Origin of the sequence: Anaeromyxobacter sp. (assembly GCA_016718565.1) — a bacterium.
Taxonomy (GTDB): Bacteria; Myxococcota; Myxococcia; order Myxococcales; family Anaeromyxobacteraceae; genus JADKCZ01.
Window position 1 is genome coordinate 904,322 of record JADKCZ010000001.1, and the last position, 17,516, is coordinate 921,837.

The following is a 17,516-nucleotide window of genomic DNA, read 5'->3' on the forward strand; positions in this document are numbered from 1 at the left end:
GGTGGTGCGGACCGCCTGGTGCGGGGGGCGCTAGGTGGCCTTCCGGGCGGCCTTGACCCGCTCGAGGAGCAGGTCGCGCTGCAGCGAGATGGGCTTCGGCAGGGTCTTGCCGAGCTTGTCGAACCACTCCTGCTGGCTCTCCAGCTCGGTCTCCCAGTCGGCGAGATCGACGTCCATCACCTTGCGGGCGTCCTCCGGCGTCAGGTCGAGGCCGGAGAGGTTGATGTCCTCGGGGCGGGGCACGTTGCCCACCAGCGTCTCCTTGGCGGTGACGCGGCCGTGGCTCCGGTCCAGGATCCACTTGAGGACCCGCATGTTGTCGCCGTAGCCCGGCCACATGAACTTGCCGGCGGCGTCCTTGCGGAACCAGTTCACCATGAAGACCTTGGGCGGGTTGGGGATCTTCCCCTGCATCTCCAGCCAGTGGCCCAGGTAGGTGCCGGCGTCGTAGCCGATGAAGGGCAGCATGGCCATGGGGTCACGGCGCACGCCCTCCTTGAGCCCCACCGCGGCGGCGGTGGTCTCCGAGCCCATGGTGGCGCCCATGAAGACGCCGTGGGTCCAGTTGAAGGCCTCCAGCACCAGCGGCACGGTGGTGGAGCGGCGGCCGCCGAAGATGATGGCCGAGATGGGCACGCCGGCCGGATCGTCCACCTTGGAGGAGAGGGCCGGGTTGTTGGCGGCCGGCGCGGTGAAGCGGCTGTTCGGGTGGGCCGCCTTGTCCTTGGAGCCCTTCTTCCAGGCCTCGCCCTTCCAGTCGATGAGCTCGTCCGGGGCCTCGGTGTCCCAGCCCTCCCACCAGATGTCGCCGTCCTTGGTGCGGGCCACGTTGGTGAAGAGCGAGTCCTTGCGGACGCTGTCCATGGCGTTCGGGTTGGTCTTGCGGTTGGTGCCGGGGGCCACGCCGAAGTAGCCGTTCTCGGGGTTGACGGCCCAGAGCTGCCCGTTCTCGCCGACGCGCATCCAGGCGATGTCGTCGCCCACGGTGCGGATCTTCCAGCCGTCGAAGGTCTTGGGCGGGATCATCATGGCGAAGTTGGTCTTGCCGCAGGCCGACGGGAAGGCCGCCGCCACGTAGCTGACCTCGCCGGTCGGCGCCTCGGCCTCGAGGATGAGCATGTGCTCGGCCAGCCAGCCCTCCTTCTTGGCCAGGTAGCTGCCGATGCGCAGGGCCAGGCACTTCTTCCCGAGCAGCGCGTTGCCGCCGTAGCCCGAGCCGACCGACCAGATGGCGTTGTCCTGGGGGAAGTGGCAGATCCAGCGGCGGTCCACGTTGCAGTCGGCCACCGCGTGCAGCCCCTTGTTGAACTCGCCGTCCGCGCCGAGGCGATCCAGGGCGACCTTCCCCATGCGCGTCATGATGCCCATGTTGAGGGCCACGTAGACCGAGTCGGTGATCTCGATGCCCACCTTGGAGAAGGGCGAGGTGGCCGGGCCCATGATGTAGGGCACCACGTACATGGTGCGGCCCTTCATGCAGCCGTCGTAGATGGCGGAGAGCTTGGCGTAGGCCTCGGCGGGCGCCATCCAGTTGTTGGTGGGGCCGGCCTCCTCCTTGGTCGGGGTGCAGATGACCGTGAGGTGCTCGACGCGGGCCACGTCGTTGACGTTGGAGTGGTGGTAGTGGCAGCCGGGCCACTTCTTCTGGTCGAGCGGGATGAGGATCTTGGCGGCGACCGCCTCCTCGGTGAAGCGCTTCTTCTCCGCGTCGCTCCCGTCGCACCAGACGATCTTGTCCGGCTTGGTGAGCTTGGCGGTCTCGTCGACCCAGCGGAGCAGGGCGGCGTGGGTGGTCGGTGCGGTGGTGGCCATCAGCGGGATCCTCGTTCTTCGGAATTGAGGGAAAAGGCCCCTAGGTCCAGCGGGTCTGCGGGGGAGACACGCTAGCGCACCCCCAACCGCGCGATCCAGTCCTCAAACCGTCGCAGGCGGGGCGCGGGGCACGCCTCCAGGCCGCCCCGCGGCGCAGGAATTGCGATCGGGCCCGTGGAGCGAGGCGCGCCACGCCGTCGCCGAGGCGGGCGGGCCGCGGCGCGACCAGCCCGCCCGGCGCGGGCCGACTGTACCCGTGGTCCTAGGACTTTCCGAGCTTGGCCTTGAGCAGGTCGCCCAGGGTGCCGAAGCCCTTGCCGCCGCCCTTGGGCTTCTGCGTCTCCATGTAGGCGCGGGCGTCGGCCCGCTCGGCGGCGTCCACCGCGCCGGTCTTGGAGAGCCGGAAGCGCCCCTGCTCGTCGATCTGCAGGACCAGGGCCGGGAAGGCATCGCCCGCCTTGAAGGCGCGGCGCAGGTCGGTGCCGTGCGGCGTGCCGGTCTCGGAGGCGGGCACCAGGCCGCGCCCGCCGGCGAACTTCACGAAGAGGCCGAAGGACTCGATCTTGTCCACCGCGGCCTCCACCACGTCGCCGGCCTTGGGGGGCGGCGGCGGGGCGGGGCGGGCCGGCCGCTCGGCGCCGGGCGCCACCGGCTTGGGCTCGGGGCGGGGCGTCAGCGCCTTCACGGAGAGGGCGATGCGCTCGCCCTTCTTCGGGTCCTCGTCGATGCGCAGCACCGTCACGGTGACGGCGTCGCCGCTCTTCAGCAGGTCCTGGGGCTTCGACACCCGGTCCCAGGCCAGCTCGGAGACGTGCACCAGCCCCTCCACGCCGCCCAGGTCCACGAACGCGCCGTAGTCCTGCACGCTGGTGACGGTGCCCTCGAAGACCGCCCCGGCCTGGAGCCGCTGCCGGGTGAGCGCCGCCTTCTCGGCCCGCTCGGCCTCCAGCAGCACGCGGCGCGACAGCACCACGTCGCGGTCGTCGGCCTTGGTGACCCGGAACTGCAGCTTCTGGCCGATCAGGGTGGTGGCGTCGCCCACGAAGCGGACGTCGATGTGCGACATGGGGCAGAAGGCCCGCACGCCCTGGACCTCCACCTCGAGGCCGCCCTTGTTGACGGCCTTGACCAGCCCCTCGACCGGCAGGCCGGTGTGGGCCGCCTCGATGACGGCCTCCCGGGCGTGGTCGCGCGAGGTGGCGCTGGCGCGGCCGATGCTGACCTGCACCCCGCGGTCGCCGCCCTTCACCACCACGGCGTCGAGGATGTCGCCCACCCGGGAGGTGACGGTGCCCTCGGCGTCCTGCAGCTCGATGGTCTCGATCATGCCGTCGGCCAGGCCGCTGCCCAGGTCGAGGAAGGTGGTCTCCTGGCCGATCTGGATGATCTTGCCGGCCACCTTCTCGCCCGCCTGGAAGCGGCGGCGCTTCTGGCTGGCGCCGGCGGCGCCGGCCAGCAGGTCGGCGAAGGAGCCCTCGTCCGCCACGGCCGCCTCGGGGGCGGGCGGCGGCTCGCCGGCGGGCAGGCCGGGCGCGCTGGACTGGCCGGGCTGGCCGGCGTCGTGGTCGAACTTCGGGAAGCGCGGCTTGTCGCGCTCGCCGCGCGGGCCGCGCCGCTCGCCGCCTGGGCCGCCTGGGCCGCGCCCGGGCGGGCCGCCGCGGCCGCCGCCCGGTCCGCGGGCGCCCTGGAAGCGGGGCTGCACGCCGCCGGCGCCCTCGCGGGCGGGCGCGGCCGGCGGGGCGGCGGGCGCCCCCGAGGGGAGCGCGGCCTCCGGGGAGGCGGGCGCCGGCGCGGCCCCGCCCAGCTCGGCCTTCTTCTGATCGGCCAGGCGCTGCCAGAGCGGCCGTCCGTCCGGCTTCTCGGTCCGGGCGGGGGCGGCGTCGAGGGACTCCACCACCGGCACCTCGAGGGGGGTGCCGGGCGGCGGCGGCTTGACGTGCCCCTTGCGGATCACCACGGGGCCTGCGGGCTTCTTCTCGTCGGTCATGGGCGGGGGTGGCATAGCACACGCGAAATGGCGCGGGGAGGGGCGCGCCGGCCGTGACGCGCCGGCGCCGCGTGGGCTACAACCCGGCCATGCCGGGCCGCACCGTCATCTTCCTCGCCCACGCCGACCCGGACGCGCTCCGCAGCGCCGGGTCCTGCGCCCTGGCGGCCGTCTCCCTGGAGGACCGGGTGGACGTCTTCCTCACCGGTCCGGCCGTGCCGGCGCTGGTGGCCGCCTTCGACGCCGACCCCGACGAGCCCGGCGCGCTGCTGCAGCAGGCGCGGGCGCTGGGCGCCCGCCTGGTGGCCTGCTCGGCCAGCGTGGTGGAGCAGCGGGTGGACCTCGGCGAGGCCGAGCGGGCCCTCGACGCGGTGGTGGGCTGGCCCACCATCCTGGAGTGGTCGCGCGGGGTGGTGGACCGGTTCAGCTTCTGACCGGGCCCGCCGCCCGGTAGGCCGGGCCGCTAGCGGGGCGACCGCCGCGCCGCCAGGGTCAGCTCCACCCGCAGGTCGGAGAGCCGCCGCTCCAGCCCCACCGGGAACTGGTGCGGGTTGACGAAGCGCCGCACCCCGGCGTGCAGCGAGGCCACCTGCAGGCGGGCCCGGGTGCGGCAGGCCTCCAGCGGCGGCGGCGTGTAGACCCGGCGCCCGCCGCGGAAGACGGGCACCAGCAGGTCCTCGGACTGGCCGCCCTCCGGCAGCTGGCGCCGGCGCGTCACGTCCAGCGGGTCCACGATCACCGGCGCGGCCGGCAGCCCCAGGTCGAGGTCGTAGATGGCGTCGGCCAGGAAGCCGGAGGGCCCGGCGAAGCGGCGCACCTGCAGCCGACCCGGCACGGTGGTCTTGCCGGCCGCCTCGGAGACCTTGAGCCGGGGCCGCCAGGGCGCGCCGGGGTGGTCGCGCACCGCGCCCAGCTTGTAGACGCCCCCCAGCGAGCCGTCCTCGGCCCCGGTCACCAGGCGGGTGCCCACCCCCCAGACCGCGATGCGCGCCCCCTGGTCCACCAGGCTCTGCATGATGGTCTCGTCGAGCTCGTTGGAGGCCATCACCACCGCCTCGGGGAAGCCGGCCTCGTCGAGCAGGCGCCTGGCCTCGATGGAGAGCCAGGCGAGATCGCCCGAGTCGAGCCGCACCCCCACCAGCGGCTTGCCGCGCGCCCGGAGCCAGCGCCCCACCTCGATGGCGTGGCGCACCCCGTCGAGCGTGGCGTAGGTGTCCACCAGGAAGACGCAGTTGCCGGGCAGCGCCTCGGCGTAGGCCTGGAAGGCGGCCTGCTCGTCGTCGTGCAGCATGACCCAGGCGTGGGCGTGGGTGCCGCGCACCGGGATGCCGTAGAGCTTGCCGGCCAGCGTGTTGGAGGTGGCGGCGCAGCCGCCCAGGTAGGCGGCCCGGCTGGCCGAGAGCGCGCCGTCGATGCCCTGGGCGCGGCGCAGCCCGAACTCCAGCACCGGCGCGCCGCGGGCCGCCAGCGCCAGCCGGGCGGCCTTGGTGGCCACCAGCGACTGGAAGTTGACCACCGCCAGCAGCGCCGACTCCAGCAGGAGGGCCGGGATGACCGGCCCCTCCACCCGCACCACCGGCTCCTGCGGGAAGACCACCGTGCCCTCCGGCACCGCGTCCACGTCCAGGTCGAGCTCCAGCCGGCCCAGCATCTCCAGGAAGCCGGCGTCGAAGAGCGGCTCGCCGTCGGCGCCCAGCTGCAGGGCCAGGAAGGCCAGGTCGTCGGGCGCGAAGCGCAGGTGCTCGACCAGGTCGATGGCCTGCTCCAGCCCGGCCGCCACGGTGAAGCCGCCCTGGAACGGGTGGCGCCGGAAGGCCAGCGTGAAGGAGGCCTGCCTGGCGGCCGCGCCGCTCCGCCAGGCGGCGCAGGCCATGGTGAGCTCGTAGAAGTCGGTGAGCAGCGCCAGCGAGGGGCGGTAGAGCGCGGAGGGGACGGGCATGGGACCTCACCCGGGTTGTAGCAGCGACGCGGCGCCGCAGCACCCTCGCCGCGGTGGCCCGGCCGCCCGGCCGCGCCTACACTTGGGCCTCCCCTCGCCCCGCCAGGAGCCCTCCGTGCGCGACCACCTCGGCCTCACCCTCCCGTTCGACGTCGGAAGCGGCCGCACCGGGCGGCTGGTCTCGCTGCCCGAGCTGGAGCGGCGCGGCTTCGGGCCGGTCTCGCGGCTGCCGGTCTCGCTGCGGGTGGTGCTGGAGTCCCTGGCCCGCAACGCCGATGGCCAGCGGGTCACCGAGGAGGACGTGCGGGCCCTGGCCGGCTGGCGGCCGAACGCGGAGCGCACCCGCGAGGTCCCCTTCGTGGTGGCCAGGGTGCTGCTGCAGGACTTCACCGGCGTGCCGCTGCTGGTGGACCTGGCGGCCATGCGCGCCGCCGCGGCCCGCCTGGGCCGGGCGCCCGGGCGCATCGAGCCCATCGTGCCGGTGGACCTGGTGGTGGACCACTCGGTGCAGGTGGACGCCTGGGGCACCAGCCTGGCCCTCACCGCCAACATGGACCTGGAGTTCGCGCGCAACCTGCAGCGCTACCGCTTCCTCAAGTGGGGCACGCAGGCCTTCAGCACCTTCCGCATCGTCCCGCCCGGCTTCGGCATCTGCCACCAGGTGAACCTGGAGCACCTGGCGCGCGGCGTCTTCGAGCAGGGCGGCCTGTGGTACCCGGACACGCTGGTGGGCACCGACTCGCACACCACCATGATCAACGGCCTGGGGATCGTGGGCTGGGGCGTGGGCGGCATCGAGGCCGAGGCGGCCATGCTGGGGCAGCCCTCCGCCTTCCTCACCCCCGACGTGGTGGGCCTGCACCTCTCCGGCGCGGTCGCCGAGGGCGTCACCGCCACCGACCTGGTGCTGACCGTCACCGAGCTGCTGCGGGCGGCCAAGGTGGTGGGCAAGTTCGTCGAGTTCTTCGGCGAGGGGGCCGCCTCGCTGACGGCCGCCACCCGGGCCACCCTCGCCAACATGGCGCCGGAGTACGGCGCCACCATGGGCTTCTTCCCCACCGACGAGAAGACGCTCGAGTACCTGGCGGCCACCGGCCGGAGCGCCGCGCAGGTGGCGGCGGTGCGCGCCTACTACCAGGCGCAGGGGCTCTTCGGCATCCCGCGCGAGGGCGAGGTGGACTACACGCAGGTGCTGCGGCTCGACCTCTCCACGGTGGAGCCGTCGGTGGCCGGGCCGAAGCGGCCGCAGGACCGGGTGGCGCTCTCCAGCCTGAAGCGCCGCTTCCTCGCGCTCTTCGAGCAGCCGGCGCCGGAGGGCTTCGGGAAGGAGGAGGCCGGCCTCTCGGTGCGCCACCCCGCCTCGGCGCCGGCCCCCACCCCGGCCAGCGCCGCCGCCCCGGCGGCCCCCGCCGTGCCGGGCCTGCGCGCGGTGCCCACCGCGTCGCTCTCGCTGCGCCACGGCGACGTGGTCATCGCCGCCATCACCTCCTGCACCAACACCTCCAACCCCTCGGTCATGCTGGCGGCCGGCCTGCTGGCCCGCAAGGCCCGCGCCCGCGGCCTCCACCCGGCGCCCTGGGTGAAGACCTCGCTGGCCCCCGGCTCGCGGGTGGTCTCCGACTACCTGGCGAACACCGGGCTGCAGGCCGACCTCGACGCCCTGGGCTTCCAGGTGGTGGGCTACGGCTGCACCACCTGCATCGGCAACTCCGGGCCGCTCGACCCGCGCCTGGAGGCGCTGATCGGCGGCCAGGACCTGGTGGTGGCCAGCGTCCTCTCCGGCAACCGCAACTTCGAGGCGCGGGTCCACCCGGCGGTGAAGGCCAACTTCCTGATGAGCCCGCCCCTGGTGGTGGCGTTCGCGCTGGCCGGGCGGGTCGACATCGATCTCGCCAGCGAGCCGCTCGGGCGCGACGCCCGCGGCGCGCCGGTCTTCCTGGCCGACGTCTGGCCCTCGGCGGCGGAGGTCGACGCGCTGCTGCTGCAGGCCACCCGGCCCGAGGTCTACCAGGCCACCTACGCCGACCTGGCCGGCGCCAACCCGGCCTGGAAGGCGCTCGAGGCCCCCACCGGCGCGGTGCCGGACTGGGACGCCGGCTCGACCTACATCGCCGAGGCCCCCTGGTTCGAGGGGTTCGACCTGACGCCCGGGGCCACCAGCGGGATCCAGGGCGCCCGGGCGCTGGCCATCCTGGGCGACTCGGTCACCACCGACCACATCAGCCCGGCCGGCACCATCGCCGCCACCTCGCCGGCCGGCCGCTGGCTCACCGGCCGCGGCGTGGCCTACGCCGACTACAACTCCTACGGCGCCCGGCGCGGCCACCACGAGGTGATGGTGCGCGGCACCTTCGCCAACGTGCGGCTCAAGAACCTGATGGTGCCCGGGGTGGAGGGTGGCGTCACCGCGCACCAGCCCTCCGGCGAGCGGCTGGCCATCTTCGACGCCGCCGAGCGCTACCGGGCCGAGGGGACGCCGCTCCTGGTGATCGCCGGGCAGGAGTACGGCACCGGCTCGTCGCGCGACTGGGCGGCCAAGGGCACCCGCCTGCTGGGCGTGCGGATGGTGGTGGCCCGCTCCTTCGAGCGCATCCACCGCGCCAACCTGGTGGGCATGGGGGTGCTCCCCCTGCAGCTGGCCGACGGGGTGAGCGCGCTCACCCTGGGGCTCGACGGCACCGAGACCTACGACCTGCCGGGCGCCGAGGGCCCGCTGGTCCCGCGCCAGCGGCTGGCGCTCCGGGTGACCCGCCGGGGCGGGGCGGTGGAGGACGTGCCGGTCACGCTGCGCGTCGACACCCCGGTGGAGGTGGAGTACCTGCGCCACGGCGGCATCCTGCCGTACGTGCTCCGCCAGCTCATGTGAGGGCGGGGCCCGGCCCGCGCCTCACAGCCGGAGCAGCAGCGCCAGCGCCACCTGCAGCAGCCCCACGAAGGCCAGGATGGAGGCCGCCGTGAGCGGCCCCTTGCCGCCGGCGCGCCACCAGAGCGCCACCCCGGGCACCGCGATGCCCGCGCCCAGGGCCAGGGCCAGGGTGGGCCCGGGCAGCGCCACCCGGAACCAGCGCTCCGCCAGCGCCACCTCGGCGCCGGCGGCCAGCAGGGCCACCAGGGGCAGGGCGCGGGCGCCCGCGGTGAAGAAGAGCCAGCCGGCGGCGAGGACCGCCGAGGCGGCCAGGGCGGTGTGGAGCGTCATGGGGTGCGCTTCTAGGGGCGGGGCGCGCCCGGCGCAAGAAACCGGCGGCGGACGGCGGGTGGGGTCGAGGTCAGGGTCGGGGTCAGGGCGCTCTGCTCACCCTCTCCCCCAGCTGGCTGGGGGAGAGGGCCGGGGTGAGGGGGCACCTGGGCCCGGGTCGGGGTCGCGGTCAGGGTCGGGGTCGCGCCTCCGTTCGGCTCTCGCCCGCCGCGCCCGATTGACGCCGCCGCCGCCTCGGGCCTATCCGTTGTCCCGCATGCAGGTCTTCACCTCACTGGCCGAGGCCGCGGCCTCCGGGCTGCTCGCCGGCGGCGCGGTGGCCATCGGCAACTTCGACGGGGTCCACCTGGGCCACCAGGCGCTGGTGGCCCGCGCCCTCGAGCTGGCCCGCGCCCGCGGCGCCCGGGCCGGGGTGCTCACCTTCGAGCCCCACCCGGTGCGGGCCCTCCGGCCGCAGCTGGCCCCGCCCCTCCTCACCCCGCTGCCGCGCAAGCTCGAGCTGCTGGCCCAGGCCGGCCTCGACGCCGTGGTGGTGCAGCCCTTCGACCTGGGCTACGCCGCCACCAGCGCCGAGGGCTTCGTCTCCCGCGACCTGGCCGGCGCGCTCCGGGTGGCCGACGTGGTGGTCGGCTGGGACTTCACCGCTGGTCACGAGCGAGCCCGCGTGGCGGCGCTGCGCCCGCTGCTCCTGGCGCACGGCCTCACCCTCGGCGTGGTCGAGCCGGTGGCCGAGGGCGGGCTGACCGTCTCCTCCACCAAGATCCGCGAGTTCCTGCTGGAGGGGAAGGTGGAGGCGGCGGCGCTGCTGCTGACCCGCCCCCACGACGTGGACGGCCGGGTGGTGCCGGGCGCCGGCCGCGGGCGGGGCCTGGGGTTCGCCACCGCCAACCTGCTCGGCGACGGCCTGCTCCCGCAGAACGGGGTCTACGCGGTGCGGGTCCGGCTGGGCCCGCCGGCCGGGCCGGGTGGGCCCGGCGCGCCCCTGGCCGACGGCCCGCTCCAGGGCGGCGTCTGCAACGTGGGGGTGAAGCCGACCGTGGAGGCCGCCGGACGGGTGACCGCCGAGGTGCACCTGCTCGACTTCCCCGGGCACGACCTCTACGGGGCCGCCATCCGGGTGGCCTTCCTGGCCCGCCTGCGGGACGAGCGGCGCTTCCCCTCGCTGGAGGCCCTCACGGCCCAGATCGCCGACGACGCCGGGCGGGCCCGCGCGCTGCTGCGCGCCGCGGCCCCCTGAGGCGATTTTCCCTGGAAATCCGGGGGTTCTGGCGCGGTCGGTTCCTTGACCCCCCCGCGAACCCCCTGCTACTGTCGGTGGCGCTGCCCACCTCTTCCAGGCACCACAGCGGGGATCTTGAGACATGTCGGGACGGCTCGGCGAACTGCTGGTCCGGGAGAACCTCATCTCCCTGCAGCAGCTGCAGAAGGCCCAGGAGGAGCAGCGCAAGACGGGTGGACGCATCGGCTCCCTGCTGGTGAAGCAGGGCTCGATCGCCGAGTCCGACCTGACCGGCTTCCTGAGCAAGCAGTACGGGGTCCCGGCCATCAGCCTCAAGGACTTCGACATCGACCCCGACGTCCTGAAGCTCATCCCCAGGGCCACCGCCGAGAAGCACCAGGTGGTGCCGGTCAACCGCGCCGGCTCGTCGCTCATCATCGCCATGAGCGACCCGTCCAACATCTTCGCCATCGACGACATCAAGTTCCTCACCTCCTACAACGTCGAGGTGGTGGTGGCCTCGGAGCAGGCCATCAAGGAGGCCATCGAGCGCTACTACGCCGAGAAGGGGCCGGATCTCGACGAGATCATGACCGGCTTCGACGACTCGGAGGTGGCCATCGTCGACGGCGGCGAGGAGGACATCAACGCCGTCGACCTGCAGAACAGCGCCGCCGAGGCGCCGGTCGTCAAGCTGGTGAACCTGATCCTGCTCGACGCCATCAAGAAGGGCGCCAGCGACATCCACGTGGAGCCCTACGAGAAGGACTTCCGGGTCCGCTTCCGCATCGACGGCAACCTCTACGAGGTGATGAAGCCGCCGATGAAGCTGAAGAACGCCATCATCTCGCGCCTCAAGATCATGGCCGAGCTGGACATCTCGGAGCGCCGGCTGCCGCAGGACGGCCGCATCAAGCTCAAGCTGGGCAAGGGCAAGGAGATGGACTTCCGCGTCTCGGTCTGCCCGACGCTGTTCGGCGAGAAGGTGGTGATGCGCCTCCTCGACAAGTCGAACCTCCAGCTCGACATGACCAAGCTGGGCTTCGAGGAGGCCCAGCTCAAGGAGTTCATGGAGGCCATCGACCGGCCCTACGGCATGGTGCTGGTGACCGGCCCGACCGGCTCCGGCAAGACCACCACGCTCTACTCGGCGCTCTCCAAGCTCAACGAGGTGTCCTGGAACATCTCCACCGCCGAGGACCCGGTCGAGTTCAACTTCTTCGGCATCAACCAGGTCCAGATGCACGAGGACATCGGCCTGAACTTCGCGGCCGCCCTGCGCAGCTTCCTGCGCCAGGACCCGGACATCATCATGGTCGGCGAGATCCGCGACTTCGAGACCGCCGAGATCGGCGTCAAGGCGGCGCTCACCGGCCACCTGGTGCTCTCCACGCTGCACACCAACGACGCCCCGGGCACGGTCTCGCGCCTCCTCAACATGGGCATCGAGCCCTTCCTGGTGACCGCCTCGCTGAACGCCATCGTGGCCCAGCGGCTCTGCCGCCGCCTCTGCCCGGAGTGCAAGCGGGCGGTGGCGGTGGAGGAGCAGGCGCTGCTCGACGCCGGCTTCGCCCCCGAGGAGCTCGGCACCTTCCAGGTCTTCGAGAAGGTCGGCTGCAAGAACTGCAACGACCGCGGCTTCAAGGGCCGCGTGGCCGTCTACGAGGTGATGCCCATCTGGGACGGCCTGAAGGAGCTCATCATCCAGGGCTGCTCCACCGCCGAGCTGAAGCAGGAGGCCATCCGCCTGGGCTTCCGGACCCTGCGCATGAGCGCCCTGTCCAAGGTGAAGCTGGGCGTCACCACGCTGGCCGAGGCGGTCGGCAACACCGCCCCCGACAAGTTCTGATCCCTGACTGAGGGCCCGGCCCCGCGCCCCGGCGCGGCGGCGGCCCACGGAGTGACGACGTGGCCAACCTGCACCAGCTCCTCAAGGCGATGGTCGAGAAGGGGGCGAGCGACCTGCACATCACCACCGGCTCGCCGCCGCAGCTGCGCATCGACGGCAAGCTGGTGCCGCTCAAGACCCAGCCGCTCTCGCCGGTGGACACCAAGCAGCTCTGCTACTCCATCCTGACCGACGCCCAGAAGCACAAGTTCGAGGAGGAGAACGAGCTGGACCTCTCCTTCGGCGTGAAGGGGCTGTCGCGCTTCCGCGCCAACGTCTTCATGCAGCGCGGCGCGGTGGCCGGGGCCTTCCGCACCATCCCCTTCAAGATCCTGACCTTCCAGGAGCTGGGCCTGCCGGCCATCGTCACCGAGCTGACCAAGAAGCCGCGCGGCCTGGTGCTGGTGACCGGCCCCACCGGCTCGGGCAAGTCCACCACGCTGGCCTCCATCATCGACAAGATCAACACCGACCGGCACGAGCACATCCTCACGGTCGAGGACCCCATCGAGTACCTGCACCCGCACAAGAACTGCCTGGTCAACCAGCGCGAGGTGGGGGCCGACACCCAGTCCTTCAAGAAGGCGCTCAAGTACATCCTGCGCCAGGACCCGGACGTGGTGCTGATCGGCGAGATGCGCGACCTGGAGACGGTCGAGGCGGCCCTGGTGATCTCCGAGACCGGCCACCTGGCCTTCGCCACCCTGCACACCAACAGCGCGGTGCAGACCATCAACCGCATCCTGGACGTCTTCCCGCCCTACCAGCAGCCGCAGGTGCGCGCCCAGCTCTCCTTCGTGCTGGAGGGGGTGCTGACCCAGAACCTGCTGCCGCGCGCCGGCGCCCCCGGGCGCGTCCTGGTGGTGGAGGTGATGGTGCCCAACCCCGCCATCCGCAACCTCATCCGCGAGGACAAGGTGCACCAGGTCTACTCGCAGATGCAGGTGGGCCAGAACAAGTTCGGCATGCAGACCTTCAACCAGAGCCTGGTGCAGGCGCTGGCCCGGCGCACCATCACCCTGGAGGAGGCGCTGGGCCGCTCCTCCGACCAGGACGAGCTCAAGAACCTCATCTCCACCGGCGTGGGGGCGGTGCGGCCGGCCGGGCCGCCGGCGCGCTGAGCGCCGCGGATTCGACCACCGCCCCACCGCACGCTAGCATCGACCTTCGGACCCTCACGAGGCGCACATGGCCCAGGCCGCAGCCGCAACCCAGAAGACCAAGCCCGCCCAGGTGGTGGTGAAGAAGACCCCGGTCTGGAAGTGGTCGGGCAAGACCAAGCAGGGCGAGGTCAAGTCCGGCGAGATCGAGGCCCAGGACGCCGCGGCGGTGGAGCAGCGGCTGCGCCAGATGGGCATCGAGCCGGTCAAGGTCAAGAAGAAGCCCAAGGAGCTCCACCTCAAGATCCCCGGCATGGGCGGGGTCGGCACCAAGGACATCCTCATCTTCACCCGGCAGTTCTCGGTGATGATCGACGCCGGCCTGCCGCTGGTGCAGGCCCTCGACATCATCGGCACCCAGAACGACAACCCGGCCTTCCGCTCCGTCCTCCTGGCCATCAAGTCCCGGGTCGAGGCCGGCTCCACCTTCGCCGACGCCCTGGCCGAGCACCCCAAGGTCTTCGACGAGCTCTTCACCCAGCTGGTCCGGGCCGGCGAGATCGGCGGCATCCTCGACACCATCCTGCAGCGGCTCGGCGCCTACATCGAGAAGAACGAGAAGCTGAAGCGGCGCGTCAAGGGCGCCATGGTCTACCCGGTCATCGTGCTCAGCGTGGCGGTGGGCGTGGTGCTGGTGCTCATCGCCTACGTGGTGCCGACCTTCGAGAAGATGTTCAAGGACATGGGCGGCTCGCTGCCGGCGCCGACCCAGATCCTCATCGACATCTCGCACGGCTTCCGCAACAACTGGTACCTCATCATCGGGATCCCGACCGCGCTCTTCATCGGCTTCAAGGCCTGGATCTCCCGGGGGCGCGGGCAGGAGCTGTGGCACGGCTTCGTGCTCAAGACGCCCATGTTCGGGCCGCTCATCCGCAAGGTGGCGGTGGCCCGCTTCACCCGCACCCTCGGCACCATGCTCTCCTCGGGCGTGCCCATCCTGGACGCGCTGGAGATCGTGGCCAAGTCGGCCGGCAACAAGACCATCGAGCACGCCATCCTCTACGTGCGGGCCAAGATCTCGGAGGGCAAGAACATCGCCGGCCCGCTGGCCGAGACCAAGGTCTTCCCGCCCATGGTGGTGCAGATGATCGGCGTGGGCGAGGCCACCGGCGCCATGGACCAGATGCTCGGCAAGATCGCCGACTTCTACGACGACGAGGTGGACGTGGCGGTGCAGTCGCTCACCAGCGCCATCGAGCCGCTCATGATGGTCTTCCTGGGCGGCACCGTCGGCTACTTCATGATCGCCATGTACCTGCCCATCTTCACCATGGCCGGGAACATCAAGTAGGCATGGCGGAGACGGCCGGCGCCCCGGCGGACCCGGCGCTCCACAAGAAGCTGGTCTGGCTCACCTTCTTCCGCCTGGTCTCGGTCACCGTGCTGCTGGTCGGCACGGTGGCGGTCTCCTGGAACGTCGCCGAGGAGAAGGCCTCGTTCACCGGGCCGCTCTACGGCCTGGTCATCGGCACCTACCTGGCGGCCCTGGCCTCGGCCTGGTGGCTGCGCCTGGGCCGGGCGCTGCGCCCGCTGGCCTACGCCCAGATCGCCTTCGACGTGGCCACCGCGGCGGCGGTGGTGGGCTTCACCGGCTGGGCCGAGAGCGTCTTCGTCTTCATGTTCTCGCTGGCCATCGTCAACGGCGCCATCCTGCTCTACCGGCGCGGCGCGCTGATCGCCCTGCTGCTGGCCCTGCTCACCTACCTGGGGCTGGAGCTCTTGCTGGCCCGCGCCGCCGGGGCGCCCCCCTGGCCGCTGCTCTTCGTGCACGCCGGCGCCTTCGCGGCCACCGCCGCCCTGGCCGGCTACCTGGCCGAGCAGCTGCGCCACACCGGCGAGCGGCTGGCCGAGCGCGAGAGCGACCTGGCCGCCATCACCGCCCTGCACGAGTCCATCGTGCAGTCGGTGACCAGCGGGTTGGTGACCCTGGACGTGGCCGGGCGGGTCACCTTCCTCAACCGGGCCGGTGAGCAGATCATGGGGCTCGGCCGGCGCGAGGTGGTGGGCCAGCCGGCGGCGCGCTGGTTCGCGGCCTTCCGCACCGACACCGCCCGCGGCGAGACCGACCTGGTCGCCGCCGGCGGCGCGGCGCTGCGGCTGGGCTACTCCACCTTCCCGCTCCTGGGGCGGAGCGGCCGGGCGCTCGGCACGGCCGTCATCTTCCAGGACCTGACCGAGCTCCGGGCCATGGAGGTCAGGCTGGGGCGCTCCGAGCGGCTGGCCGACCTGGGGCAGCTGGCGGCCGGCCTGGCCCACGAGCTGCGCAACCCGCTGGCCTCCATGATGGGCTCGGTCGAGCTGCTGCGCGCCTCCAGCCTGGGCGAGGACGACCGCCGCCTGCTCGACATCGTGCTGCGCGAGGGCGGCCGGCTGGCCCAGCTGGTCACCGAGTTCCTGGCCTTCGCCCGCCCCACCCCGCCGCGGCGCGAGCCGGTGGACCTGGCGGCCCTGGCGGCCGAGACCCTGGAGGCCTTCACCTTCGACCCGGCCGCGGCCGGGCTGGAGCTGGCGCGGCGCCTCGAGCCGGCCACCACCCGCGGCGACGCCGACCAGCTCCGCCAGGTGCTGTGGAACCTGCTGGTCAACGCCGCCCAGGCGCTGGGGGCGGGGTCGGCCGGCGGCGGGCGCGGCCGCATCGAGGTGGCCTGCGGGCCCGCCCCGGGCGGCGGGGCGCTGCTCTCGGTGGCCGACGACGGCCCGGGCATCGACCCGGAGGACCGGCCCCGCCTCTTCACCCCCTTCTTCACCACCAAGCCGGAGGGCACCGGCCTCGGGCTGGCCACCATCCACCGCATCGTGGACGCCCACGGCGGGGCCGTGGCGGTGGAGGGCGAGCCGGGGCGCGGCGCGCGCTTCACGGTGCGCCTGCCCGGCGCGGCCGGGCCGGCCCCGGGGTAGGATGCCGCACCCATGGCCTCCATCCTCGTGGTCGACGACGAGCAGTCGATGCGGGAGTTCCTCGAGATCCTGCTGAAGAAGCGCGGGCACCTGGTCTCCACCGCCGCCGACGAGGCCGGCGCGCTGGCGCGCCTGTCGCAGGGCGACCTGGACCTGGTCATCACCGACCTCCGGCTGGGGCGCGGCTCCGGCCTGGAGGTGCTCAGGGCCGTCAAGGCCGAGCTGCCCGCCACCGAGGTGGTCATGGTGACGGCCTTCGCCACCACCGAGAACGCCATCCAGGCCATGAAGCTGGGGGCCTACGACTACGTCCAGAAGCCCTTCAAGGTGGACGAGCTGTCGCTGGTGGTGGAGAAGGCGCTGGAGCACCGCGCCCTGGTGGCGGAGAACCGGGTGCTGCGCCACCACCTGGGCGCGCCCGGCGACCGCCAGCTGATCGGCACCTCGCCGGCCATCGAGGAGGTGCGCCGCCTGGTCGACAAGGTGGCGCCGGCCCGCACCACCATCCTGGTGACCGGGGAGAGCGGCACCGGCAAGGAGGTGGTGGCGCGCGCCATCCACGACCGCGGCGGGCGGGCCGACGCGCCCTTCGTGGCCATCAACTGCGGGGCCATCCCGGAGGGGCTCATCGAGTCGGAGCTCTTCGGCCACGAGAAGGGGAGCTTCACCGGGGCCAGCGAGGCGCGCAGCGGCCTCTTCGAGGTGGCCGGGGCCGGCACCCTGTTCCTCGACGAGGTGGGCGAGCTGCCGCCGCCGGTGCAGGTCAAGCTCCTGCGGGCCCTGCAGGAGCGCAAGATCCGCCGGGTGGGCGGCACCCGCGACCTGGCGGTGGCCGCCCGCATCGTGGCCGCCACCAACCGCGACCTGGCCGCCGAGGTGAAGGCCGGGCGCTTCCGCGAGGACCTCTTCTACCGGCTCAACGTCATCCAGCTCCGCCTGCCGCCGCTGCGCGAGCGGCGCCAGGACCTGCCGCTCTTCCTGGCCCACTTCCTCACCCGGGTGGCCGAGGAGCAGGGCTGCCCCGAGCCGCGCCTCTCGCCCGAGGCCGAGCGCATCCTGCTCGGCTGGGACTACCCCGGCAACGTGCGCGAGCTGGCCAACGTGGTGGAGCGGATGGTGACCCTGGCCGAGGGGCCGGTCATCGGCCCCGCGGTGCTGCCGCCCACCATGCGCGGCCCGGCCGGCGCCGTGGCGGGCGCGCCCGACCAGCCGGCCCCGCTGCCGGAGGCCGGCCTCGACCTGCAGGCCCACCTCGACGAGGTGGAGCGGTCCATCCTGGAGCAGGCGCTGGCCCGCACCGGCGGCGTCAAGACCGAGGCGGCCCGCCTGCTCAGCCTCACCTTCCGGTCGCTGCGCTACCGGCTGGCCAAGTTCGGCATCGGCGGCGAGGGGCCCGCGCCGCAGCCCTGAGGCC

At 73.1% G+C, this 17,516-nt stretch carries 12 protein-coding genes; 8 read left to right on the forward strand and 4 right to left on the reverse strand.

What is annotated here, in order from left to right; all coding sequences use genetic code 11:
• Positions 1-30 precede the first annotated feature (30 nt).
• Complete coding sequence (locus IPO09_03920; GenBank protein MBK9516501.1) at positions 31-1,812, reverse strand: phosphoenolpyruvate carboxykinase (GTP); 1,782 nt, start codon at positions 1,810-1,812, stop codon at positions 31-33.
• 262 nt (positions 1,813-2,074) lie between these two features.
• On the reverse strand, positions 2,075-3,799 hold the full coding sequence (locus IPO09_03925) for a S1 RNA-binding domain-containing protein (GenBank protein ID MBK9516502.1): 1,725 nt from the start codon (positions 3,797-3,799) through the stop codon (positions 2,075-2,077).
• An 89-nt stretch (positions 3,800-3,888) separates the two neighbouring features.
• On the opposite strand from IPO09_03925, the gene IPO09_03930 reads away from it, so the two are divergent.
• Positions 3,889-4,233, forward strand: a complete 345-nt coding sequence (locus tag IPO09_03930) for a DsrE family protein (GenBank protein MBK9516503.1) — start codon at positions 3,889-3,891, stop codon at positions 4,231-4,233.
• 29 nt (positions 4,234-4,262) lie between these two features.
• On the opposite strand, the gene IPO09_03935 is transcribed toward IPO09_03930, so the two are convergent.
• On the reverse strand, positions 4,263-5,738 hold the full coding sequence (locus IPO09_03935) for a nicotinate phosphoribosyltransferase (GenBank protein MBK9516504.1): 1,476 nt from the start codon (positions 5,736-5,738) through the stop codon (positions 4,263-4,265).
• On the opposite strand from IPO09_03935, the gene acnA reads away from it, so the two are divergent.
• The gene (acnA, locus tag IPO09_03940) at positions 5,737-8,604 is read left to right on the forward strand and encodes an aconitate hydratase AcnA (protein MBK9516505.1); all 2,868 of its coding nucleotides are present in this window, start codon (positions 5,737-5,739) and stop codon (positions 8,602-8,604) included. The two genes, IPO09_03935 and acnA, sit on opposite strands and share 2 nt — an antisense overlap.
• Before the next feature lie 21 nt (positions 8,605-8,625).
• On the opposite strand, the gene IPO09_03945 is transcribed toward acnA, so the two are convergent.
• Complete coding sequence (locus tag IPO09_03945) at positions 8,626-8,934, reverse strand: hypothetical protein (GenBank protein MBK9516506.1); 309 nt, start codon at positions 8,932-8,934, stop codon at positions 8,626-8,628.
• Positions 8,935-9,190: 256 nt separating this feature from the next.
• Between IPO09_03945 and ribF the strand changes: the two genes are divergently transcribed.
• The 6 genes from ribF to IPO09_03975 all read left to right on the forward strand — a co-directional run bounded on the left by ribF (position 9,191) and on the right by IPO09_03975 (position 17,512).
• Entirely contained in the window at positions 9,191-10,171 is a 981-nt protein-coding gene (gene ribF, locus IPO09_03950) for a riboflavin biosynthesis protein RibF (GenBank protein ID MBK9516507.1), read from the forward strand.
• 124 nt (positions 10,172-10,295) lie between these two features.
• On the forward strand, positions 10,296-12,002 hold the full coding sequence (gene pilB / locus IPO09_03955) for a type IV-A pilus assembly ATPase PilB (protein MBK9516508.1): 1,707 nt from the start codon (positions 10,296-10,298) through the stop codon (positions 12,000-12,002).
• Between the two features lie 59 nt (positions 12,003-12,061).
• A complete protein-coding gene (locus IPO09_03960; GenBank protein ID MBK9516509.1) occupies positions 12,062-13,162 on the forward strand; it encodes a PilT/PilU family type 4a pilus ATPase in 1,101 nt (366 codons plus the stop codon).
• 67 nt (positions 13,163-13,229) lie between these two features.
• Positions 13,230-14,495 (forward strand): type II secretion system F family protein, encoded by a 1,266-nt coding sequence (locus IPO09_03965; GenBank protein MBK9516510.1) that lies wholly within the window; start codon positions 13,230-13,232, stop codon positions 14,493-14,495.
• 2 nt (positions 14,496-14,497) lie between these two features.
• The gene (locus IPO09_03970; protein ID MBK9516511.1) at positions 14,498-16,102 is read left to right on the forward strand and encodes a PAS domain-containing protein; all 1,605 of its coding nucleotides are present in this window, start codon (positions 14,498-14,500) and stop codon (positions 16,100-16,102) included.
• Positions 16,103-16,114: 12 nt separating this feature from the next.
• A complete protein-coding gene (locus IPO09_03975; protein MBK9516512.1) occupies positions 16,115-17,512 on the forward strand; it encodes a sigma-54-dependent Fis family transcriptional regulator in 1,398 nt (465 codons plus the stop codon).
• Positions 17,513-17,516: the final 4 nt, after the last annotated feature.